Source organism: Streptomyces griseus subsp. griseus (assembly GCF_000720255.1).
GTDB lineage: Bacteria > Actinomycetota > Actinomycetes > Streptomycetales > Streptomycetaceae > Streptomyces > Streptomyces griseus_I.
Map to the genome: position 1 here is coordinate 42,229 of NZ_JOJE01000042.1, position 21,784 is coordinate 64,012.

A 21,784-nucleotide genomic window follows, 5' to 3' on the forward strand; every position below is an offset into this window, starting at 1 on the left:
CGATCACCCGTACTTCGGCCGGTGGCCTGCCGCCACGACGCGCCAGGTCGACGCAGGTCGCCTCGGGAGCGGGCCCTCGTCCGGTTGCCCGCAGCACTGAGGCATCGCCGGCTCTGGGCGGTACGCGGCTGGGGACGAGCTGGAACTGCACCGCTGGGACGTGCGGGTGCTCGCCGAGGGCGCGGCCGTCACCCTGGGTGAGGTGACGGTGTCCCAGCACCCGACGGCCCGGTCCTCGCCTCCTCAGCCCAGCCGCGGGTCGACATGGACCTTGGGCCCGGCCCGGCGTCGGCCGGACGTTCACCGGCGAGCCCGGGACCGGCCTGTTCCAGGCCCGCGGTCGCGGCGACGAGCGACCTGGGGTCGACCGATCCGCCGGCATAGGCCCGGATGGTGTCGTCGAGGCCGGGGGAGGCCGACAGGATGCAGACCGCAGTCACGTCCTTGAGTGCCAGCGTGCGGGTGTCGATGCTGCTGGGTTCCCCGGCCAGTCCTACGTACACGACGCGGCCGGATCGACCAAGTCCAGTGCCAGGTCGGGTAGATGAATGGCGTTCGACGCGTTGACGACAGCGTCGAACGGCAGGTCCGGAACGGATTCCTCCGTCCATACGTGCGCGAAGCCCAGCTCGCGGGCGAAGGCGAGCGAGCGTTGGGTGCGGCCCATCAGATGCAGCGTTGCCGCCCGGCTCCACCAGCGCGCCCAGTACGGCGTCGACGGAGTCAGGCATTTGTGCAATGAGGAGGCCGGCACCGCGAGTTGCTCCGCGAGGGCACCTGCCCGCTCCCCTCGTATGCCGAGTTCCTGCCGTATCTCGCACATGGGCTGGTGGCCGCGTAGGCAGCGGCGGCAGGTGCGACAGCCGAGCATGGTGTCGCCCATGATCCGTCGGCCCACCCACGCGGGGTCGACCTCGGCGCCGACCGCCGCCACGCGACCGGTCCACTCGTGGCCCAGCCTCATCGGGAAGGCGGAGGGCCCTTGGTGGAGGTAGGCCATCTCGCCGGTGAAGAACTCCACGTCGGTGCCGCACACGCCGAGACGACTGGTTCGCCGGGGGCGGCCACCGGTGCAGGGACCTGCTGCACCCCGTACTCCCCAGGGGCAGTCAGCACGAAGGCGCGCATGGGGCGGGTGCTCGCTGTGGCTCGAGCCGCGCTGACGCTGCGTGCCGGGATACTTGATACCCAGTTCCATCACGTCACCTGGCCGCAGCCACACCGACGGGGTCAAGCCCATACCGACGCCGGGTGGGGTGCCCGTGTTGATCAGGTCGCCGGGTTCCAGGACGAGGAACTGGCTCAGGTAGTGCACGATGAAGTACGGGTCGAAGATCATCGTCTTGGTGTTGCCGGTCTGACGGCGGACACCGTTGACGTCCAGCCACATGCCGAGCGCGAGGACGTCGTCGATCTCGGCGGTGGTGGCCAGCCAGGGCCCGGCAGGGTCGAAGGTGCCTTCCAGCTGTAACGCGGCGGACAGTGGGCCAAGGACGTATCCCTGCGCACACTCGGGCGGCGGGCGTGAAGGCTCACCGATTTTGCTTAACAACCCTCAGTGTTCATATGGTGACTCTGTGGAACTTCTCCGACTCTCAAGGGCCGTGAAGCGTCTCGGTGTTCACCCGGTGACGCTTCGTCTTTGGGCTGACTCGGGGAAGATTCCGGTGGCTTGGGTTGGCCGTGAGCGCCGGTTCTCCTCGATCGACGTCGAGGCGATGAAGGTTTCCACCGGTAGCGAGCGTGTCCGCCTGGAGGGCCTGTACGTGCGCGTGTCCGGCTCCAGCGGGCAGGAATCCTCGCTGGGAGCACAGGAGAAGGAGCTGCGGGCCACCTCCACCGGTGAGATCGTCAAGGTCTTCCATGACCGGGCGTCGGGCCTGCGGGAGGACCGGCCGGGTCTCAACCGTCTGCTGCGGGCCGTCACCGATGGCTCGGTGACGGTCGTGCGTGTCACGTACGAGGACCGGCTCGCACGGTTCGGGGTCGGCTGGCTGGGGCACCTGCTGGCCGTGCACGGCGCAACCCTCGAAGTACTGCACCCGAAGAAACTCGGCGGCCGGGACGAACTCCTCGAAGACTTCGTGTCGTTGGTCACCACCTTCGCCGGCCGTCTGTACGGGATGCGGTCGGCTGATAACCGGCGTCGTCTGCTGGCCGAGTCCGGGCAGTGCCATCCTGGTGGTGGGCAGTGAGCCGGAAGCTGCCACTCGCCGATGGTGAGACTTCGCGCACCGCGTGCACCCGCGCGCTTGTGCGCAGGGGCGTGGACGAGAAGAGCGGTGAAGTCCTGTCGCAGGCCATGCTCGCGGAGCGCGTCGGCTGGTGCGCCGACCTGGTAGCGGGCATGGTGGTTGCGCTGATGGGCGAACACTGGAACGCAGGCGACGTCGATGCCCTCGCCTCCGGGCAGGATGCCGGGGGCCAGAAACTGCCGTCGAACGCTTGGATGGCGCTGCGGCGCCTGGGCTGGACCGTGACCGCTCCCGAGGGGGTGAAGGTCAATGACCGGATCGTGCGCATGGCCCAGGAGCAGGCCGGGCGGGCTCTGCGCTCGGCGAAGTGGCGCGCTGACCTGACTGCCGGGGTTGTGGCCACGTGGCTGGCCGATCCACTGGGGCGCACCCCTGCGCAGTGGGCGCAGGTACGGGCCGCGGTACCGGGCGGGGGGCATCTGCCCTCCAGCATCATCAAAGGCCGCACACGGCAGGTGGCCAAGTACCGGCAGGAATGCGGTCGGCTGCCCGTGGACGTGTTCGAGCTCGAAGGCACGCCCAGGGTGGCCCGGATGCTGCTGCTGTCCGCGTGCGACGGGCAGCAGGTCACGATCGAACGCGGCGAGATGGACCCGGGGCGGGCGTTGGTCCGCTTACAGTTGCCCACCCGCCCCGACCCGGCCGGGTATCGGGACTGGACGTGGGTGGCGTGCCCGATCGCCCTGCCCCCGACCGTCCCGGCGTCGGCGGTGCTGCACCTGCCGACACTGCGGATCGTCCAAGGCACGGTGAGGGCCGATCTCGCCTACACCCACGCCGTCCCCAAGGCCCGGCACAGCGGCCACACGGTCGCGCTCGGGGTGGACTGGGGCCTGAACACCCTCCTCAGCGCGGGCGCGGCCCGGCTCCACCAGGACCAGACGATCACCGCACTCGGCTCCGGCGCGCAGTAACGGGCCGGCGGGGTGATGGCCAAGCAGCACCGGCTGCGCCGTCACGGGGAGAAGCTGCACGCCAAGACCGACCACTACACACGGCTCATCGCCGGACAGGAACAGCACCCGCTCGCAGGTAAGCACGCCGTCCTGCTGGGCGAGATGCGGGGCGTCGCCGACCGCCGGTCGAACCTCAACGCCGCGTTGGCGTGGTCCGCCGCGCGGTGGGCCGTCGATCAGGCGATCGCTGCCGGGGCCACCGTCATCTACCTCGAAGACCTCCGCTCGATGGAGGCAAAGGGCATGGGCCGCACCCACAACACCCGCTTGTCGCAGCAGGTGCGCGGTCAGATCGCCGACCGCATGCGCCACCTGGCGGCACAAGCCGGGATCGCCGTGGTAACCGTTTGGGCACGCAACACCTCCAAGCACTGCCCGCACTGCCTGACGCCGCTACGCCACCGCAAAGCCCCCGACCGGTCCACCGTGACCGGCTGGAAGTGGGCAATCTGCCCCAACCCACCCTGCCGCTGGCAGGGCGACCGCGACCAAGGCGCATGGCGGCGCATCGCGGCACGCGGACTCGCCCACCAGGCCAAGACCGTCGTTGACCGCGCCACCAGCACCATGACCATCCGCGCCGTGGTGGACAAACTCGAAGCCAAAGCGGTCATCACACCCAAGGCCACCGGGCGCGACCGGTCGAAGACCGGCCCGACCCGGAACCGAACCACACGCCCCGCGCCCAGGCGACGCGGGGCACCCTCCCCCACCCGGCCCCATGGCCGGGCGGGCCAGCGTCCGGAGGGGCACGCACCACCGGGCCGGAAGCGGCTGCCCCGCGCAGCCCACCGGCACCAGGGCGTGAAGACGATCAGCAAGACCACCAGGCGGCACAAACCGAGCGGGGCAACGTTGGGCGCTGGATTCCACCTCCACGCCCACGCCACCCCGCCTCGCTGGCAAACGATCCAACCGATCCCGCAACACGCGGATCACGCAGGATCACTTAACTGATCAGAGACGCTGCACACCCCTTGGTCAGTCGCGAAGGACCATCGGCGCCATGTCGGGACACCGCCCGCCCTGTTGCCCGAGCGGTGCCCCGACACGTTCCGGTCAGACGCGGCGGCGGGTGAAGCGCTGGTTGGGGTTGCCGCTGTAGGTGTACTGGGCGATGCGGGCGCCGTCGGCGGTCGAGTACTCCCAGACATCCATCGCCAGGCCGGACTCCCGGTTGACGAGGCTGATCACGCCACCACCGTGATCGACCACGCGCCACTGCTGGCTGGTGGCGCTGGTGTCGGCCTGCTGGATGATATCCGCGCCGGTCGCGGTGCCCGTGGGCTGGAGGAACAGGCCACTGTGCAGTGCCTTGAGGCGGACGTGGCCGTCGCCGGCGTCGACGAACTCGAATTGCTGGTTGGGGTGACTGTTGGTGGTCCGCTGGACGAGTTGTGCGCCGGCGGCGGTGGAGGCCCCGTTGATCTCGGCGGCCTTGCCGCTGTGCTGGGCCAGCAGGGTGTAGAGGCCCGGGCCGCCGGGGGAGTCGCCCAGCTGGGCTTCCCACCTGGTGTTGGACCCGGACGCGTCAGCCGGGAGGCGGTCCCGTGCGGCGGTGTCGCCGTACATGGTCCAGCGAGCCCAGTCGACGACGGTCCTCGGGAAGCGCTGGTCGCTCCAGAAGCTGGTGTGGCTGCCGCCGACGAAGGTGAGGAACGCCTTGGGCCAGGTGATCTCCGTGTACGCCTGCCGGGCCGAGGAGTACGACGTGGTCGAGTCCCGGTCGCCGTGGACGAACAGGACTTTGGCCGAGACCGAGCTGGACGGGTTGCCCATGTCCACGCAGGACTGGGGGTTGGCGGAGATGATCCGGCTGTCGGGCCAGGAGGTCAGCAGCCCGTGGGTGACCATGCCGCCCAGGGAGTGGCCCGAGACGCCGACGCCGATGCCGGTGTTGATGTGCCCGGCCAGCGGACCGCTCGCGTTGAGCGCGAGGGTGTTGGTGAGGACCTGAGAGACGTCCTTGGAGGAGTTGCCGTTGTTGACGTCGCTGAAGTTGTGGTTGAAGTGCGGGGCGGGGACGACGAAGCCCGCCGAGGCCAGGGCCCGGATGATGAACAGGGAGTTCTGCGGGCTGCTTCCGTAACCGTGGGTGAAGTTGTAGACGGGGAAGAGCCCGCCTGCAACCGGGGCGTCCGTCACCGGGCTGCCGCCGGCGGTGCCGGTGGCCGGGTAGTAGACGTAGGTGGTGCACGGGCGGCTGCCGCGGGTCCAATTGTACCGGCGCACGCCGACCGCGAACGGCGTGGTCGGCGCGGTGTCCAGTGGCCCGGCGGCGGCCGGTGCCTGTCCTGCCCCTAGCAGGGACAGGCCCACGCCTGTCGCTCCGGCAGCGCTCAGCCTGAGGAAGGTCCGTCGTCGCAGGGTCATGGTGACTCCTTGAGTGCGGGGAGGGGCGGAAGGTTTGGTGTTCGGCTGGTCCCGTTGCCGGGTGCGTCCCGTCGGCGGCAGAGGCCGACAGGTCGACGGGCGCGCGGCGCGACAGCGGGTGTGGGTGCTCCTGCCACCCGCGTGGGGCGGCAGGAGCGGCGTGCGGTTGGTCGGGCGCACCGGATGTCGGGGGGAGTGTGGCCGTTCCGGTCGAGCACGGCCTGGTTCTCCCAGGCGCTGCCGCATTTGTTGCTGTCGGCCACCGAGTGAGCGGAGCACTGCTGTGAGGCCGCGATGATGTCGCCGGTGCCGTCGTGGTCCTGGCGGTGCGACGTCGGTGACGCAGGCTATGAGGTAGTCACGTCGTGTCGCCGTGTCTGGGCATGACGTCGATGACCGCCGTGACCGGTCCTGTGGCGGTCGTCCCGGTGACTGTCACCTCACCCGGCCTGTCGGTCGCGCCAGGTGGCAGCGGCTGCCAGCGGACGGGGACAGTGGTGATCTTGTTCTTGGCGGTGGTGAGCATGCGGATGGAAGAGGGCAGCTGCGGAGCGGCCCTCACCACGGTGCCGGTGTAGACGGTGTCCTGGAGGATGTGCTTGGCGCGGCTGGCGTTGAAGACGTTGATGGACGCGTGCGGCTCCCATGTGTTCGCCAGTCCGGGCACGGCCCGGAACATCGGCTGGTAGCCGGCCGGCTCCCACACCAGTGCCCCTGAACCTCGGTTGTCGACCACGTCGTTGGCGGCCTGGAACACCCTCCGGATCGCGTCCGCCTGCCCCTGAACGGTTCGCGGGTACGGTGAGTTGGGCAACGGCGAGCCGTCGCCGCCCGACGCGGGGTAGGCGGTTTCGGCGATGTCGATTTCGTAGCCGGGGTACGTGGTGGCCATGGTGTTCAGGTTGAGATCCAGCGCCTCGGGCGTACCGTGCCATTCCGGGTAGTACGAGATGGCCAGCACATCGGGGTTCTGGCCCTTGGCCTTCACCCGGGTGAGGAACTGGTGCCAGAACTCGATGGTTTTGGCGAGCTTGTCCTTGTCGACGATCACGTGTATCTCGACCTTGGATGTCGGTGACGCGTCGCGGACGGCCTTGATCCCGGCCGCGGCCAGGGTGGTGAACCGGTCCCACGACTGGTCGTAGAGCTGCTGCTCCACCGGGTCGGTCGACCGCCAGTATTTCCACAGCAGGCCACCGCCGGGCTTGGACTGGTAGATATCGGCCTGGTCGACGAAATACGGCGGATTCGTCGTGCCGATGTGGGCCGCCTCGCTGCCGTACATGAAGCCATTGATGATCTCGTTGCCGACGGCCACCTTCTCCGGTGTGGTGCCCTGCCGGATCAACCGCTTCAGATAGTCGGCGGTGAAGTCGTACACGGTCTGGGACAGGTCCGCGAACTCCAGCTCGGCCCAGGCGCGTGGTTTTGGTTGCTTGCTCGGGTCGGCCCACGAGTCCGCGTAGTGGAAGTCGATCCCCAGGCCCATGCCCCGCTGCTTGATCCACTTGGCTGAGGCCAGTGAGCGCTCCGGGCCCTGGCGCGGTATCGGCGTCGGTTGACCGGTGCTCTCGCTGCGCGGCTCGTTGAATATCCGCAGCCGGCTGTACTCGATGCCACGGTCCTTGGCCACGTCGAGCAGGTGTGGCCCGGCGCCGCGGTTCTCGGCCAGGGGGTCGACCCAGTATTGCTGGTCCTGGACGTCGTCCATCCAGGACAGATCGGCGCCGAGGGTGAGGTCGTCGCGCAGGTAGTTGAAGACCTGGAGCTCGCTGACACCTGCCCGGGCCCGGCCCGGCCCACCTGCGAAGGTCAGCCGGACGAAGCGTGTTGCCGGCCGAGTGAACAGGTGCACTTCCCCTCGCGACACGGTTCGGTTGTGGGACCTGTCGGCTATGGTCTTCCACCGGCGACCGTCGGATGAGGCCTCGACGACGTACCGGTGGGCCACGCCGCGGTCCGGGAAGAGCACCTTGACCTTGCGCAGGTTGTCGTAAGTTCCACCGAGGTCGACGGTGAGCCACTGACGGGCGCCGGCACGACTGGGTTGCCAGGACGTCGTCGGGTCGCCGTCGATGGCCAGACGGGCGTTCGACGAGCCGGCGGCGGCCGTCGCCGCGGCCCAGGGCTTGGCAGCGATATTGCTTTCGATCGGCTTGATGTCCGCGGTTCCGAAGGTCGCGTGGGCCGGGTTGGGCACCATGAGTAGATTCGCGGACACCATGGTGACCAACGTCGTCGTGACCGCGATGGCGCGGGGCAGACGCTTGCTGCTCATGTCCTTCTCCTGACGAGGTGATGTACGTGCGGCATGGGCTGTTCCGTACGCTCCGCCGGCCCCAGAAGACGGCGGAGCACGGGAATGTCAGCCGGCCGCGGCTCCGACGTCGAGGTAGTCGACGTTGGGCAGTCCGGTTGCCGTGGTCGGATCCAGCCGGATGGTGTTGCTGCCGGCGTTCAACCGGACCGTCACGGTCTTGGTCGTCCAGGTCGTCCACGCACCGGTGGACTCGAACGAAAGCACCCCTGTCATGGCTCCGTTGATGACGAGGTTCGCGGGCCTCGCACCGGTGGTGGCGCCATTGGCGAACCGGATCTCCAGCGTCGCCGTACGGGCGGTCTCGGAGGTCACGGTGAACTCCGCGAAGGCCCCAACAGCGGGGTCGCCGTTGCAGAACCCGCTGCCGGAATAGCCGGCTTGATTGGAGTCGCTCGTGCCCCGGCACTGCGCCGGAGCGGTCTCTGCCTCGTAACGCCCCGGAGGTGCTGGTGTGCTGGCCGAGGTCTTGACGAGTGAGAGTTGGTCGACGGTGACGCCGCCCGAACCCGACGCCCGCACGGTGACGGTGGCGGCCCCGCCGGGCAGCTCGATACCGGTGAGCTCGCGCTTGGCCCAGCCGCTCGACGACGGGATGCCGAGGGTGCGTTGGCTGCCGTTGGCGCCGGTGATCACGACCTGTCCGGCGCTACCCCGAGCGTGCAGGGACAGGGTGTAGGTGCCTGCGGGCACCGACTCGACCCGCTGCTCGACGCCGCCGCTGTTGCTCACCTGGAGGGCGAAGCGAGACCCGTTCACACCACCGTTGACGTTGGTCACCGAACCACCGAGGTTCCGCCATCCCCGTACGCTGGAGACGATGACGCGGTCGGCCTGGATGTCGGGGTTGAGGATGTAGTTGTTCGCCGGCCCGATGCGCCACTCCCCGGTCGTGGCGTTGAACTGCCACTGGCTCACCGAGTGGAACTGTGGTCTCGCGCCGGTCTTGGTCACCGGCATCCACTGGTTGTACCCGATGCCGTTCCAGGCGAAGTCGGCCCAGCGGTCGCCGGCGAAGATCACCGTGTTCTGCTTGGTGCCCTTGACCGTCATGAAGAACCCGGTCTGGGTCACGTGGCTGTAGTCCATCTCGGTGCCGGCAAGCGTGTACTCGCTGGTGTAGGAACCCTGGATGTTGCCGCTGGTTGACTCCAGGACGTGCGCGACCGAACTGTTCCAGCCGTGCAGATCCGAGGCCGCGTGATAGTACTTGCCGTCGAGTTTGAACATGGCGTTGCCCTCGCGGCCGGAGGAGTTCTGGCCGATCTGCACGGCGGGCTCCGCCCGCAGCGAGTCGGACTCCCTGAGCTTGCTGACGAAGGCGCGGCCACGTCCTTCCCGGTTGGAGAAGATCAGGTAGTCCTTGCCGTCGTCGTCGGTGAAGACGGTCTGATCTCCGGTGCCGGTCGTGGGCGAGTTGGTGATCTGGGTCTGGAAGTGGCCGTAGTCGAAGGTGTCGGTGGGGGAGTCACCCTGGAGGAACAGGACCCCGTGCCCGCCTCCGACGTAGGCCTGGGTGGCGAGCACGTACTTGCCGGTGTTCTCGTTGTACGAGACTCCGAGGCGCCCGACCCACCCTGCCTGACCGAGGGTGGCGCCGTTCTGGATCCTGGTCGAGCGCGTCGCGACGCGGTTCTCGAACTTCCAGTTCACCAGGTCCTTGGACGAGTACACGGGGATCGAGACGAAGCTGACGTTCCCGTCGTACTTCTTCGTCGGATTGGCCCGGTAGAGCTCGGCGCCGGTGTAGTGCACGCCGTACCAGTAGTAGGTGTCGCCGAACTTGAAGACCCCACCGCCCTGCGAATAGATGGGGTTGCCGCTGGTGTCGTTCCAGAAGGTGTTGTTCGTGATGGTCTGGAACGTGCCCTCGTCGGCGGCCTTTAGATCGGCGGCGGCGGTCATCAGTGCCGTCTTCGCGTCGGCGACGTCCGACGTGGTCGCCGAAGTGTCGCCGGCGACCTCAGCCGCGGCGGTCAACGCCTTGGCGAAGGGCTTCCAGGAGTCAGCCGTGTACTTCGTCGGAGTGCGCGTCTGGTAGTCGGACACCAGGTACTCGAGGCCGCGATCCACCACCGGTCCAGCAGCCGCCCCCTGGTCCTGGAGCTCCGTTGCCTGTCTCTGCGTTGCAGGTGTCTCAGCCGCGGCGGTGCTCGCCGAGAGCGGCGCCGCCAACACCACGGACAGCAGGGTGGCGGCGGCCAACTTCCAGTACTTGGAGACGACACGCGATCTTTGCCTCAAGAGGTCACCTTCCGTCATTCTCAAAGGCGCCGAGATCCGGCGCACTTCCGCTGAAGGGCAGTCCCACGTCGGTGCCCTTGTCGGTCAGGGCACTGTTCGCCGCGAGACGGAGGTGGGGCAGCACGGGCAGGTTCCCGTCCGGCTGGCGGGGCGCGTCCCAGCCGGACGTCGACACACTGCGGAACTGGGAATCCGACAGGGGGACGCCGAGGTTCCAGGAGTTGTACGCGGGGTTCGTTCCGCTCATGTTCGACGTGGCCGTTCCGGTGTAGGCGATGTTGTTGCGCAGGGTGCCCCGGCCGACGGCGGCGCCGCGCGAGTCGATTCCCAGCATGTTGAAGTTGGGGTGGTTTCCGTAGCCCGTGTTGTTGAAGAAGTCGTTGGCGACCGGGTGGTGGTTGGCGTAGAAACCGGCTGCCTTGTTGAGGAACGCCACCGAGAAGCGGACGGTGTGTTTCGGCGCGTTGGCCTCGTAGTCACCCCCGTAGCCGCCGGACTTGAAGCCGGCTCCGTTGCCGGCGGACGTCGTCGTCCCCGGCACGTACCCGTTGCGCCAGGCCCACGAGTTCTCGATGGTCACGGGCGAATACGTGGAGATGAGGTCGAAACCGTCATCGGCGTTCCACCACGAACGGCAACCCCGGAACGCGTTCGCGGACTGGCCGGCCGGCGTGTAGTGCGAACCGAACCCGTCGGCGTTCTCCCCGGGCCCGTCGTTGCTGCGCTGGTCGTAGTTGTCATGCGCGTCCGAGTTGAGGACGAGGTTGCCGCCCCCGCCGCTGATGAACAGGCCGGTACCCATGTGGTGGTGGGTGTCGATCTGCTCGAAAACGTCGTTGTTGCCGGAAACCCAGATCCCCCAGGACTCGGCGTTGCGGTTGTTGTTCTGGGGAACGCCCTTGACTTCCAGTCCTTTGAGGTGGATCCAGCTGCCGGTGACGTTGAAGCCCTTGATGCGGCAGTTGTCCGTCATCCGCGAGAAGTCGAATACCGGTTTCTCGCCCGGTTGGGCCCAGTACCGGATCGGGTTGCCCGAGCTGCCGCTTTTGTTGAGGGTGATCGCGTCGACCTTGGCGGTCTGGCTCGAACAGGCGCTGTTCGCGCGGGTGTAGGCGTAGGTGCCGCCCCGGAAGTAGACCGTGTCGCCCGCCTTGGCGACGGCCTGTGCATGGGCGATCGATGCCCACGGGGCGGCCTGCGTACCTGCTGCTCCGTCGTTCCCGTTCGGGGCGACGTAGTAGGTGTTTCCGGCCGCCGCGGCGCTCGCGGAGGCTGAGCCGGGGGTCATGGCGACGGAACTCGCCGTGACCACCGAGAGCAGGAGGGCAGGGGTGCCGAGCTTCGCGGTTCTCACAGCGTCATCTCCCGAGTCAGGTGATTTCCCGTGCAGCGGTAGGGCTCGTGCCGGCCTGAAGTACTCAGCGCAGGCGAAAGCTGCTTTTCGAAGGGCGGGACCACGCGCGTGTCTCTTCAGAACTTCAAGGCGCCGGCGGCCAGGTTGGCGATGAAGTGGCGTGAGCCGATCAGGAAGGCCCCGATCAGCGGGATCACGGACATGAGCGCTCCGGCGATGACCATCGACTGGCCGGTGGTGCAGACGCCGTTCATCGGCGACAGGGACGAACTGCGCGAGGCATTCGAACTGGCTTACCGGATCGGCAGGGACGGCCTGTCGGCCGGCGCCCCGGATGGCTCCCCCGACTTGTACGGAGTGATCACCAGCGGCCGCCAGCCGGTCGGCGCGGTGTGGTGGGGCCTCGCCTTCCCGGAGTCGGCCGCGCCGAAGACCGAGGGCACGTGGCAGGTGGCCGACCAGCCGGCGGCTTCGGCGACGTACCGGCCGCCCCGGGTCATGAACTTGGTGCCAAGCCGGCCCCGCCGGATGCTCCAGACGTGGCGGATGTTGGGGCAGACCAACGCGCGCTCCTGGGACTTCCGCAGTTCCTTGCCCAGGGTGATGAAGCCGTCCCAGTCCGGGGCCCGGGCGGCGAGCTCCTTCGGGTCGGTGGTGATCCCGGCTTCCTGAAGCAGGTCGGCGCGGTAGAACAGCCCGGTGGGGCCGGTGTCCATGGGGAACGCGATCATCCGGCCCTCGGGCGTGACGCACTCGTTTGACTTCCAGTCCAGGCACCGGCTCTTCAGCTCGGCCGCGCCGAAGTAGTTGAGGTTGACGAACACGTCCTGATTGGGGAAGTAGGTGGCCACGTCGGAGTTGATTGCGATGATGTCCGGCACCATGGACTTGCCGGCGAGCGTGGTACCCACCTCGGTGTTGACATGGCCGCCGACGTCGGTGCGGCTGAGTCTGAAGTCCTGGGCCCCGGGAATGCCTTTCGTCTCTGCCCGAGCGACCACCTTGCCGCTCACCGACCGGCCCCAGGTCCACAGCGTGATCTCATCCGGGTCGCCGAGCGAGCGCTGCGACCCGCAGCCGGCCGTCCCGAACCCTCCGGCGGCCGCTCCGGCGCTCAGCGCCAGCAACCGTCTTCGTGACACTGCCATGGACGCGTGCACCACCTTCCGGGTGAGCGGCCCACCCCCTGATCTCTCGGGCGGTGGCGGAACAGACATCGCGAACGTTGGTCTGGTTGGGCGCCGAGGGCGCCAACTCGCACGCCGGTCCGGAGCCACCGCAACTGTCGAGCCGACCAGCCGTGACTCACCCATGGAGAGGCCTCCTGTTACCACTGATGCGGGGATTGCCTCGCCGGTCGTACCCTCGCCCCGGCTTCTGCCTTCGTCGCACGCCGCGGCCCGGTCGGAGCCAAGCCGCTTCTGCACGCCACCGAAAGGTAGGGACGACTGCGACGTCGGTCTGCGGCACCGCCGTCATTGAGGCCACCCGCGAACCGAGCGGCCCCGGTTGGCGCCCACCGCCGCGTGCTACGTGAGATACGCGGCGAGCGGGAGGTTCTGGCGGCGCACGTCACCGGCGACGAGCCCTGCGACCCGCTGGGCGCCGTAGGTGTCGAAGTGGGTGTGGTCGTTGCAGAAGAAGGTGCCCAGGGGACCGCTGCCTCCGTAGTCGCCGTTGTTCGGGCAGAAGCGCAGACTGTTGTAGAGCGAGACACTGAGCGTCTGCAGGTCGATGACCGGCGCCCTGGTGGCGGATCCGGCGGCGAAGGTCTCGCCCACGAAGCCGCGGTTCTTGGTCGCTGTGCCGCCGGAGCAGGTGATGGCGGCGACCGGGGTGAGCAGCACCGGGTGCGCGCCCCGGGCCAGGGCGGCCTGCGCCATCATGGTCATCAGCTGTTGGTACCGGGCCGGGCCGACGTGCCGGGGGCAGGTCGAGGAGGAGTCGTTGATGCCGAACTGGATGAACAGGTAGTCACCGGCCTTCATTCCGGTGCTCGAGTTCAGCATCGCCTGCCAGCGGGACGAGTACGTGGTGGACGTGAGGCGGCACTCACCGTCCGAGCCCTTGGTGCTGCTCACGTTCCCCTCGTACAGCCAGGTCTGGATGCTGCGGCCTCCCACGGCCTGGTTCTTGACGGTCACGTCGCTGGTGAGCAGGGCGTCGAACTGGCTGCCCCAGCCGACCGGACAACGGCCGGAACTCGGGTTGGCCATGGTGGAGTCGCCGGCCAGCCACACGGTGACCGGCGCGGCGACCGCCCGTGCGGCCGGGGCCTGGGCCTGGGCGTGGGAGGCGCTGGTGCAGTTCGTGGCGACGCGGTCCGCCGCGGATGCGGCGCTGACACCCAGGCTCGACAAGGCGATCATGAGCGCGGTCGTGATGAGAATCCGTAAGTTCCTCAACGGGTCCCTCCTTGGGACTGGCGCCGGGCGTCGGTCAGCGCAGGTACGCGGCCAGGGGCAGGCGCTGCTCGCGGATGCTCTGGAGCACCAGCCCGCCCATCTGGCTCGCGCCGTACTGCGAGAAGTGGGTGTTGTCCGTGACACCATCGACGGATGAGCGCAGGAAGAGCTGTGCGGAGGCGGAAGGGCCGAGGGACTCGACGAGCGCCTTGCTCTTGGCGGTCAGGTCGATCACCGGAACCCTCTGGGCCGTCCCGACCGAGCGCATCTCGGCGGGCAGGTTCACGCCGACGCCGTTGACGTGCAGGGCCGTTGACGTGAGCCGGCTGCCGTCGAACAGCCGGCGGACCGGCGGCGTCACCAGAACGGGGACGCCGCCCTTCGCACGGACCTGCGTGATCATGGAGGTGAGGTTGCTCCGGAAGGCTGACGCGCTGGTCTGCTTGTCGTTGTGGCCGAACTGGATGAAGACCGCGTCGTTTGCCTTGACCTTCGACAGCAGCGCCGGGAAGAGCGCCGAGTTCCTCAGGAAGCTGCCCGAACTCTCCCCCGAGTCCGCGTAGTTGGCGACGGACGCTCCGGGACCCACCGCCGGCGTGATCATCTGGCCCCATCCCGTGTACGGGGCCACGGGCTGGTCGCACACGGTCGAGTCACCGGCCAGGTAGGCGACCAGCGGCTGGGCCACCGGTTTCACGGAGACGGCCGACACCTGCGGGTTGGTCCCCGCGAACCGGATGTCCAGACCGGGGTTTCCGGTGCCGCCCTGGCCAGTCGGCTGCCCTTCCGGCTGCCGTACGTTGACCGTGAACGAGTACGTGGCGGCGGCACCGGCCGCCGTCTTCGTCGCCGGAAGCATCAGGCGCCGGGCCTCCACCCACACGTCGGTCTCGGCGGCAGTGGCACCACCGACGGAGACCGTCACGTCGTAGTTGCCGGGTGAGACCGCGTAGTGACACTTGATCGGCGCAGTGCCGGAACAACCGGCCGGCAGTGCCCGCGTGGCGGCATCGGCATGCGCCGCACCGGTGCCGACCAGCGTCGCAAGGGTCAGCAGACCCACTGCTCCCAGCCTGACCCCGTGCCCTTCGAGACTTGATGTCATGCCCATTACAATCACCATTCCAGTTTTTGGCCGGAGAGTTGCCCGGGTTGAGGTCCATGGCCCGCCGCTCAGGCCTGGGTGAAGCCGTTCATGATCGCCGTGGGCCGCTTGGTGGAGGAGTCCCAGGCGCCCATGTTGTAGCCGGTGAACGGGGACATGCACTCCGGTTCCCAGTAGAAGAGGCCCTGCCCTCCGTTGGCCTTCAGCGCCTTGATGTAGGCGACCAGCGAGGCCTGGGTGGAGGAGGCCCGGTCCACCCGGCCGCCGAACTCGCTCTGCAGGAACGGTTTGCCGTAGGCGTCGGAGATCCTCTTCATGTTCGCGACGATGCCGGGGGCGAGGTCGGCGCTGCCGTAGGAGGAGAACACCGACATGTCCCACTTGCCGCCGTTCGCGGCGAAGCGGCTGAAGAACGTCGTCATGACGTCGTACTTCTGCGGCTGGGCCAGGTGGATGCACACCCTCGAGTTCGGTGACACCGCCTTCACCTGCGTGTACGCCGCGTTGAGCAGCCCGGTCATCTGGGCCGGGCTGGAGACGCTGCCGACGGGGCGGCAGATCCCGCTGTTGATCTCGTTGCCGATCTGCACCCAGGTGGGGAGCACGTCGTTGTTCCTCATGACCGTCATGGTCTGGTTCACGTACGTGCTCAGCGCGGTGCGCGTCTGGCTGTAGCTCATGTTCCGCCAGGCCGCGGGTGGGTTCTGCACGCCGACGGAGTTCCAGGTGTCGCCGAACATGTAGTCGAGCATGATCGACATCCCGGCGGCCTTGATCCGCTTGGCGAAGGCGGCCACCTCGTTGATGCTGCAATGCCCGTCGGTCGCACTGCTGGACGGATTGACGAACGTGCGCAGCCGGACGGCGGTGATGCCGAACCCCTTGAGGATGGTCAGCAGGTCCTGGGCCTGCCCGCCGGCGTTCTTCCAGGAGTAGCCGCGCGCCTCCATCTGAGGTGCCCAGCTGATGTCGACGCCCTTGACGAAGCTCGCCGCGGCCTCGGCAGGCGTCTCGAGTTCGGCGAGCGCGGCGGCGGTGGCGAGCGCCCCGGCGGTGGCGGTGGTGGCCTTGAGCAGGATTCGCCGGCTGATGCGCCCGGCAGCTGGTGTGGGGGGTTGCGGGGACATGGTCGGTCCTTCCTTCCGTTGGCCGCGAGTGAGCCGTCGCGGTCGGCGGAGAGGGGGCGGTGAGAAGGAGATGTGGAGGAGCAGGGCGGATGGGTGGAGCAACTGACCTTCGGACTCGCTGAGTTGGTGTGGCCGCGTGCGATCCGGCCGATGCGCCTCCCTCTGTGCGGCAACAACTACGGCAGGAGTGCTGATGAGTGGCGGGTGTCGAAGGGGGCGGCCTGGGCGTGCCAGGGACGCTCCTACAGGTCGGATCTGTGAGCGATCACAGGCGTGGTTGCGAACGGAAGTGCGCAATCGCATCACAACGAACTTGAGGTGCATCACGCAGCTTCTCGATCGGACACCAAGCTGTCAACCATTGCTCATCAATCCAGGGAAGAAGCAGTGCGATCCTGTGGACGGGGACTCGCCGCGCCTCGGCCGTGAGCTGTCTGAAACGGCGGGAGTATGCCCAGTTCAAGTGCCCTTTTAGAAGGAATGCAGCGATGGGGACGAGGCTGCGCACGGGACATCTCGCTGGCTCGCATCCGAACACGCTCGAACAGAAAAGGCCAACAGAATGCTTGACGGGCTATCAGTGAATTTCTACCCTCGCAGCGAATGGGAGCGTTCCCACATGTGTGGTCAGACCGCCATCTCCGCGATCTTCATGCCACCCCCACATCGGAGGTCATAGTGACCGACCCGCACCGGCATCCGCGCACCGCAGCACGCCCATCGCGATTCCAACGCCGTTCAAGCAACCGGCTGTTCGGCGGTTTGACGGCCGCCACCGCACTGGCCCTCTCCGCACTCACCGGACTGCCGCAGACCGCGCACGCCGCGACCGCGCGGCAGGTGGAACGCCTGGATCGGGGCCTGACCAGCGTCCACACCGGCAGCGGGAACCTGGTGTCGTGGCGGTGGCTGGCCACTGACCCGAACGATGTGGCCTTCAACGTCTACCGTGGCGGCACCAGGCTCAATTCCTCGCCCCTGACCACCTCGACGAACTACTTGGACGCCAGTGCCCCGGACTCGTCCGACTACACGGTGCGCGCGGTGGTGAACGGCATCGAGCAGGCGCCGTCCGAGCACGCGCTCCAGTTCCGCACCGGGTACAAGGACGTGCCGATCTCCCCGCCGGCCGGCGGCACCTCCCCGGGCAACTCGCCGTACACCTACGAGGCCAACGACGCCTCCGTCGGGGACCTCGACGGCGACGGCGCCCTGGACATCGTTCTGAAGTGGCAGCCGACGAACGCCAAGGACAACTCCCAGTCCGGCTACACGGGCAACACGATCATCGACGGCATCAAGCTCGACGGCACTCGCCTGTGGCGCATCGACCTGGGCCGCAACATCCGCTCCGGCGCGCACTACACGCAGTTCCAGGTGTACGACTACGACGGCGACGGCAAGGCAGAGGTCGCCATGAAGACCGCCGACGGCACACGGGACGGCACCGGCGCGGTGATCGGCAGTTCCTCGGCCGATCACCGCAACTCCTCTGGCTACGTTCTGGCCGGCCCCGAGTACCTGACGATGTTCAACGGGCAGACGGGCAAGGCGATGCAGTCCGTCGACTACGTCCCAGCCCGAGGCACGGTGTCGTCCTGGGGGGACTCCTACGGCAACCGCGTGGACCGGTTCCTGGCGGGCACGGCGTACCTCGACGGCGCCCGCCCCTCGGTGATCATGGCACGTGGCTACTACACCCGCGCGGTGATCGCGGCCTGGGACTGGCGGAACGGACAGTTCACCCGCCGGTGGACCTTCGACTCCAACGCCAACAGCGGCTACGCCGGCCAGGGCAACCACCAGTTGTCGGTCGCGGACGTGGACGGGGACGGCAAGGACGAGATCGTCTACGGCGCGATGGCCGTCGATGACAACGGCAACGGCCTGTGGACGACGCGGAACGGCCACGGGGACGCGATGCACGTGGGCGACCTCGACCCGTCCCGGCCAGGTCTGGAGGAGTTCAAGGTCGACGAGGACAGCTCCAAGCCGTCCTCCTGGATGGCGGACGCGAGGACCGGCCAGATCCTCTGGTCCACCCCGGCCGGCGGTGACAACGGCCGGGGCGTGTCCGGTGACATCTGGTCCGGCAGCGCGGGCGCCGAGTCGTGGTCGTCGCTCGTGAGCGGCGTCCGCAACCCCAAGGGCGCTGTGGTCGCCACTCGTAAGCCCGGGTCGAGCAACTTCCTGGCGTGGTGGGACGGCGACACGACGCGCGAACTCCTCGACGGCACCCACATCGACAAGTACGGCACCTCCGGCGATACCCGCCTGCTCACCGGCTCCGGGGTCCACTCCAACAACGGCACCAAGTCGACGCCGTCCTTGTCCGGCGACATCCTCGGCGACTGGCGCGAGGAGGTCATCTGGCCGACGTCCAACAACACGGCCCTGCGGATCTACTCCACGCCGTACCAGACCCCTACGCGGATCACGACCCTCCTTCACGACACCCAGTACCGCGCGGCCCTGGCCTGGCAGAACACCGCCTACAACCAGCCCCCGCACCCCAGCTTCTTCATCGGCGGCAACATGCCCACGCCACCCCGCCCCACCGTCGCGCTGCCGAACAGCCTCTGAGCTGGACAGCCGTCTTCCCTGATGCTTGAGCGAGTTCAAGCATCAGGGAAGGGGTGTTCGTCGAACGAGTGGAACCTGGCATGGGTAACGGAGCACTGGCAGTGGTGCACGCGGCACGCTGATGGTGTTCTTGGGGTACAGCACCTGTCGGAGGCGGCGGTCGCACGGCCCGGGCGGAAGTCCGGGCGCCCGTGCCGCCTTCTTCTGGCCTCATGGTGCTTGCCGCCGAGCCCGTCAGCGGAGCCCTGCCGCGCCAATTCCGCCGAGATCATCGCCCACCGCAACACAGGCGCCGGTCTGCCCTTGTCTCGCGTCCCCGACCCGATCCACGGCTCCGTCCCGGTGGCCGCGAAGCCGCCGCTCGCTCGCTGACAAGCCACGAGAATCGAAAGGCGCTGAGGACGCTCACGAGGAGCGGGGCGGCGCGGAGCGTAGTCACCCAGGCCGTAAACACGTCTCAGTCCTACGGCTCTCTCTCAACTGGCCGGCATCCGCAAGACTTCCTCCGACCGGGAGCCCGGTTCGTGATAGGGGTTCAGCCGCATGCGGGCGCACCCGGGCAGCGGCAGCGTCATGGGCTCGTGTACGAGGTCGAACTCGCCCACCAGCGGGTGCCGCATGCCCACGACCTCACCGACCGTCCCGCGCAGCTCACCTCATGCCGTGCCCACAACCGCCGAAACTCCTCGTGCTTCAGCGACAACTCGCGAATCAGCGAGGAGAGTTGCACATCGTCGGGGATCTTGCCGACATTCATCCGCAGAACGCCGACGACTGTCGCAGCCATGCGGGCCGGTTCGGCGAACCGATCGCACGCTTCCGGCGAGAGGAAGATCTACCGGGCCGCGTTCCGCTCCCCGGGCGGCAGTCGGGCACAGTCCCCGAAGACAATGGTGGCGAGCCGGTTCCATCCGAGGATGTCCCGGCGCCGACTGACGAAGGAGGCGGGCACGCCAAGCGTGCCGCGGAGGTGCTGGGCCGTGGGCTGAAGTAGCTGCGGCAGGGGCGCCAACCGCGGTGTGCGGTTCCGGTCGGGCTGGGCCGGCCGGAACAGATGGTCCCGCTCCTCCTCGGCCAGGCGCACTGCCGTCGCTACATGTGAAGACATCGCTGTCCTCCGTTTGCCAAACGTGCTCCCAGGCGCGGAGCAGCGTAGCTTCTCCGGCTGGTAGGCGCGCAGTTGACGAGGTCGCACACCGTGTGGCATCGCCACCCGGCCCAACTGCGCGCCCACGAGGATGCGGAGGTATGTACCCGTCGCCGAGACTCGGGTCCTGCTACGTGCCGGCCGGAAGGGCGGAGCCGGCAACGCTGCCGTTGACGCCGCTCATGATGCCGTTGATGATGCCTTGCTGGGTCACCGTGAGGGAGCGCCGGTCGAACAGCCCGAACCCGTACCGGCCGGTCGCACCGTTGTCCCAGTAGACGCTGGCCGCCCCGTATTTCTTGGCGGTGGCCGCGACGGCCCGTGCGAAGTCCGCGCGATACCTGTTGTTCGATGAATCGAACGATGACTTGTCGATCGCGCCGTATTCGCCGACGACCACCGGATACCCCTTCGTGACGAACACGTCGTGCATCGTCTTGAGCTGGGCGTCCAGGTAGTCTTCCTGTCCCCAGGTCGACTTCCTCGATGGATTGGTCGCTGCTCGTCCCCACTGCGTGATGGTGCCGTTTTCCTCTCCGGCGAAGTCCCACGGAGCGTAGTGGTGGACGGAGATCATGATCCGCCGTTCATTGGCGGGAATGGAGGGGGAGCGATACTGGTCGGACGGAAGCTTGAAGCCGTAGTTTCCCGCGGTGTAGTCGATGTTCGTGTTCCAGCCGGCCACGAGCAGCCACCGCGAACTGTTGTTTCCGCCCGTTTTCCGCACGGTGTCCACGAAGATCTGGTTGTAGCTGTTGATGTTCGAGTAGCACGGTTGGGTCGGACGGCCGTACTGCCCGTCGAACTCCTCGTTCATGGACTCCAGGATCAGGCGCTGGTCGTAGTTCTTGAACCTGTTCGCGATCTGCTGCCAGGCCTTCTCGTACTTGGCCTTGATTGTCGTCTGGGAGGATGAGTCGCAGATCAGCCAGGAGCCGCTCACGTTCTTGTAGCCGTCACCGTGCATGTTGATCAGCACATGCAGGCCCCTGTTGTAGGCGTAGTTGACGACTTCCTGGATTCTGTTCAGCCAGGAGGCGTTGATCGTGTAGTTCGGGCCGGGTCCTATGTATCCCAGGTAGGAGACGGGGATCCGGATCGTCTTGAACCCTGCCGCCCGCACCTTGTCGATGAGGGCCTGCGTCACGGCCGGCTGGCCCCATGCCGTTTCGCTGGGATATCCGTTGGTGGTGGCTTCGAGTTGGTTCCCCAGATTCCATCCCGCGCCCATGTCGGCCACGATCTGTGAAGCGCTCGACTGTGCCACGGTATCGGCCGACGCCTGATGCGCCGTGCCGTACACAGATGCGGCAACCGCCAACAGGACGGCAAGGAGAATGACTCTGATCTTCCCTGCTAGTGAAGCCATGGGCTTTCCTCTCTTGCGGTCTTGAGGGTGTCGAACCCTCAAGTGGACCTTTCTGCCCGAGCGCGAGCGGCCGGAGCCGCCCGGCTGTTCGGGCGTGTCATTTCTGGGGCGCGGGCCTGCGAACGTACACAGCTAGTGGGCGCTGCGGCTGACTCGCAGGAGTCCCGGAAAGTGGTCGGAGCAGCGAAGCGCTCGTGCTGTGACGAGGGCCGGGCTGCCCCGACTGGTGCGCGTCCGTGGGCGGTCACGCATCCTGGACGGCCAGGCCCGGGTGCGCCGCGGTCACGGCCAATGCCCGCGTCCGGGGTCGTGCGTGGTTGCTCCTCAGTTCAGGGCGGATTCCCAGGTGGTGGTGCTGGAGGTGGCGTCGGAGCGAAGGCGGTCGCGGGCCGCGGTGTCGCCGTACAGACTCCACCGCATCCAGTCCACGAAGGTGTTGACGGTGCGGGAGTCGCCGAAGTAGTTGCTGTGGCCGGCGCCGCGGAAGGTGAGGAACGCCTTGGCGGCGGGCAGTTCCCGGTACGCCTGGCGGGCGGAGGAGATCGGGCA

The 21,784-nt window shown here is 67.8% G+C and carries 14 protein-coding genes and 4 pseudogenes; 4 read left to right on the top strand and 14 right to left on the bottom strand.

The features are described 5' to 3' along the window. Window positions 1–243: 243 nt before the first annotated feature. Window positions 244–1,128, bottom strand: a pseudogene (locus tag IG99_RS36260) (zinc-dependent alcohol dehydrogenase). A 43-nt stretch (window positions 1,129–1,171) separates the two neighbouring features. Next, window positions 1,172–1,483, bottom strand: a pseudogene (locus tag IG99_RS46525) (fumarylacetoacetate hydrolase family protein); the annotation flags it as partial. On the opposite strand from IG99_RS46525, the gene IG99_RS36270 reads away from it, so the two are divergent. From IG99_RS36270 to IG99_RS50835, 3 genes are all read left to right on the top strand, one after another. Further along, window positions 1,389–2,195: an IS607 family transposase gene (locus IG99_RS36270; RefSeq protein ID WP_107056108.1), complete on the top strand. Its 807-nt coding sequence runs from the start codon at window positions 1,389–1,391 to the stop codon at window positions 2,193–2,195. The pseudogene IG99_RS46525 and the gene IG99_RS36270 overlap by 95 nt on opposite strands. Window positions 2,196–2,266: 71 nt before the next feature. Next, window positions 2,267–3,169 carry a hypothetical protein gene (locus IG99_RS50830; RefSeq protein ID WP_234312075.1) on the top strand — a complete coding sequence of 301 codons (903 nt, stop codon included), beginning with the start codon at window positions 2,267–2,269 and terminating at the stop codon, window positions 3,167–3,169. Window positions 3,170–3,184: 15 nt separating this feature from the next. After that, complete coding sequence (locus IG99_RS50835; protein ID WP_234312076.1) at window positions 3,185–4,168, top strand: transposase; 984 nt, start codon at window positions 3,185–3,187, stop codon at window positions 4,166–4,168. 102 nt (window positions 4,169–4,270) lie between these two features. On the opposite strand, the gene IG99_RS36280 is transcribed toward IG99_RS50835, so the two are convergent. From IG99_RS36280 to IG99_RS36315, 9 genes are all read right to left on the bottom strand, one after another. Continuing rightward, complete coding sequence (locus IG99_RS36280) at window positions 4,271–5,584, bottom strand: RICIN domain-containing protein (protein WP_037681906.1); 1,314 nt, start codon at window positions 5,582–5,584, stop codon at window positions 4,271–4,273. Between the two features lie 358 nt (window positions 5,585–5,942). Next, window positions 5,943–7,862, bottom strand: a complete 1,920-nt coding sequence (locus tag IG99_RS36285; RefSeq protein WP_037681907.1) for a glycosyl hydrolase 53 family protein — start codon at window positions 7,860–7,862, stop codon at window positions 5,943–5,945. A gap of 87 nt (window positions 7,863–7,949) precedes the next feature. Beyond that, window positions 7,950–10,145, bottom strand: a complete 2,196-nt coding sequence (locus tag IG99_RS51790) for a family 43 glycosylhydrolase (protein ID WP_324606160.1) — start codon at window positions 10,143–10,145, stop codon at window positions 7,950–7,952. 4 nt (window positions 10,146–10,149) lie between these two features. Continuing rightward, window positions 10,150–11,499: a right-handed parallel beta-helix repeat-containing protein gene (locus tag IG99_RS36295; RefSeq protein ID WP_107056109.1), complete on the bottom strand. Its 1,350-nt coding sequence runs from the start codon at window positions 11,497–11,499 to the stop codon at window positions 10,150–10,152. Between the two features lie 116 nt (window positions 11,500–11,615). Then, window positions 11,616–11,753 carry a hypothetical protein gene (locus IG99_RS48160; RefSeq protein WP_234312077.1) on the bottom strand — a complete coding sequence of 46 codons (138 nt, stop codon included), beginning with the start codon at window positions 11,751–11,753 and terminating at the stop codon, window positions 11,616–11,618. A 39-nt stretch (window positions 11,754–11,792) separates the two neighbouring features. Continuing rightward, a complete protein-coding gene (locus IG99_RS36300) occupies window positions 11,793–12,647 on the bottom strand; it encodes an extracellular solute-binding protein (protein ID WP_158973310.1) in 855 nt (284 codons plus the stop codon). A 381-nt stretch (window positions 12,648–13,028) separates the two neighbouring features. Further along, window positions 13,029–13,904: an SGNH/GDSL hydrolase family protein gene (locus IG99_RS36305; protein ID WP_037681910.1), complete on the bottom strand. Its 876-nt coding sequence runs from the start codon at window positions 13,902–13,904 to the stop codon at window positions 13,029–13,031. 34 nt (window positions 13,905–13,938) lie between these two features. After that, a complete protein-coding gene (locus tag IG99_RS36310) occupies window positions 13,939–15,009 on the bottom strand; it encodes a rhamnogalacturonan acetylesterase (RefSeq protein WP_234312078.1) in 1,071 nt (356 codons plus the stop codon). A gap of 68 nt (window positions 15,010–15,077) precedes the next feature. Continuing rightward, a complete protein-coding gene (locus IG99_RS36315) occupies window positions 15,078–16,136 on the bottom strand; it encodes a glycosyl hydrolase 53 family protein (RefSeq protein ID WP_037681913.1) in 1,059 nt (352 codons plus the stop codon). 678 nt (window positions 16,137–16,814) lie between these two features. Here IG99_RS36315 and IG99_RS36325 point away from each other — a divergent pair. Continuing rightward, entirely contained in the window at window positions 16,815–18,719 is a 1,905-nt protein-coding gene (locus IG99_RS36325) for a rhamnogalacturonan lyase (protein ID WP_037681916.1), read from the top strand. A 571-nt stretch (window positions 18,720–19,290) separates the two neighbouring features. Here IG99_RS36325 and IG99_RS49200 read toward each other — a convergent pair. From IG99_RS49200 to IG99_RS36340, 3 genes and pseudogenes are all read right to left on the bottom strand, one after another. Further along, window positions 19,291–19,926 (bottom strand): annotated as a pseudogene (locus tag IG99_RS49200) (MmyB family transcriptional regulator). Window positions 19,927–19,996: 70 nt separating this feature from the next. Beyond that, window positions 19,997–21,235 (bottom strand): glycoside hydrolase family 5 protein, encoded by a 1,239-nt coding sequence (locus IG99_RS36335; protein ID WP_051866337.1) that lies wholly within the window; start codon window positions 21,233–21,235, stop codon window positions 19,997–19,999. 324 nt (window positions 21,236–21,559) lie between these two features. Then, window positions 21,560–21,784, bottom strand: a pseudogene (locus IG99_RS36340) (alpha/beta hydrolase); the annotation flags it as partial.

What these genes read in the sequence shown, in the direction of transcription:
- IG99_RS36310 (WP_234312078.1), bottom strand. Translation starts at nt 15,009, where the DNA reads ATGACATCAAGTCTCGAAGGGCACGGGGTCAGGCTGGGAGCAGTGGGT.
- IG99_RS36270 (WP_107056108.1), top strand. Translation starts at nt 1,389, where the DNA reads ATGCCGAGCGCGAGGACGTCGTCGATCTCGGCGGTGGTGGCCAGCCAG.
- IG99_RS36285 (WP_037681907.1), bottom strand. Translation starts at nt 7,862, where the DNA reads ATGAGCAGCAAGCGTCTGCCCCGCGCCATCGCGGTCACGACGACGTTG.
- IG99_RS36300 (WP_158973310.1), bottom strand. Translation starts at nt 12,647, where the DNA reads ATGGCAGTGTCACGAAGACGGTTGCTGGCGCTGAGCGCCGGAGCGGCC.
- IG99_RS36280 (WP_037681906.1), bottom strand. Translation starts at nt 5,584, where the DNA reads ATGACCCTGCGACGACGGACCTTCCTCAGGCTGAGCGCTGCCGGAGCG.
- IG99_RS48160 (WP_234312077.1), bottom strand. Translation starts at nt 11,753, where the DNA reads ATGAACGGCGTCTGCACCACCGGCCAGTCGATGGTCATCGCCGGAGCG.
- IG99_RS36315 (WP_037681913.1), bottom strand. Translation starts at nt 16,136, where the DNA reads ATGTCCCCGCAACCCCCCACACCAGCTGCCGGGCGCATCAGCCGGCGA.
- IG99_RS36335 (WP_051866337.1), bottom strand. Translation starts at nt 21,235, where the DNA reads ATGGCTTCACTAGCAGGGAAGATCAGAGTCATTCTCCTTGCCGTCCTG.
- IG99_RS50835 (WP_234312076.1), top strand. Translation starts at nt 3,185, where the DNA reads ATGGCCAAGCAGCACCGGCTGCGCCGTCACGGGGAGAAGCTGCACGCC.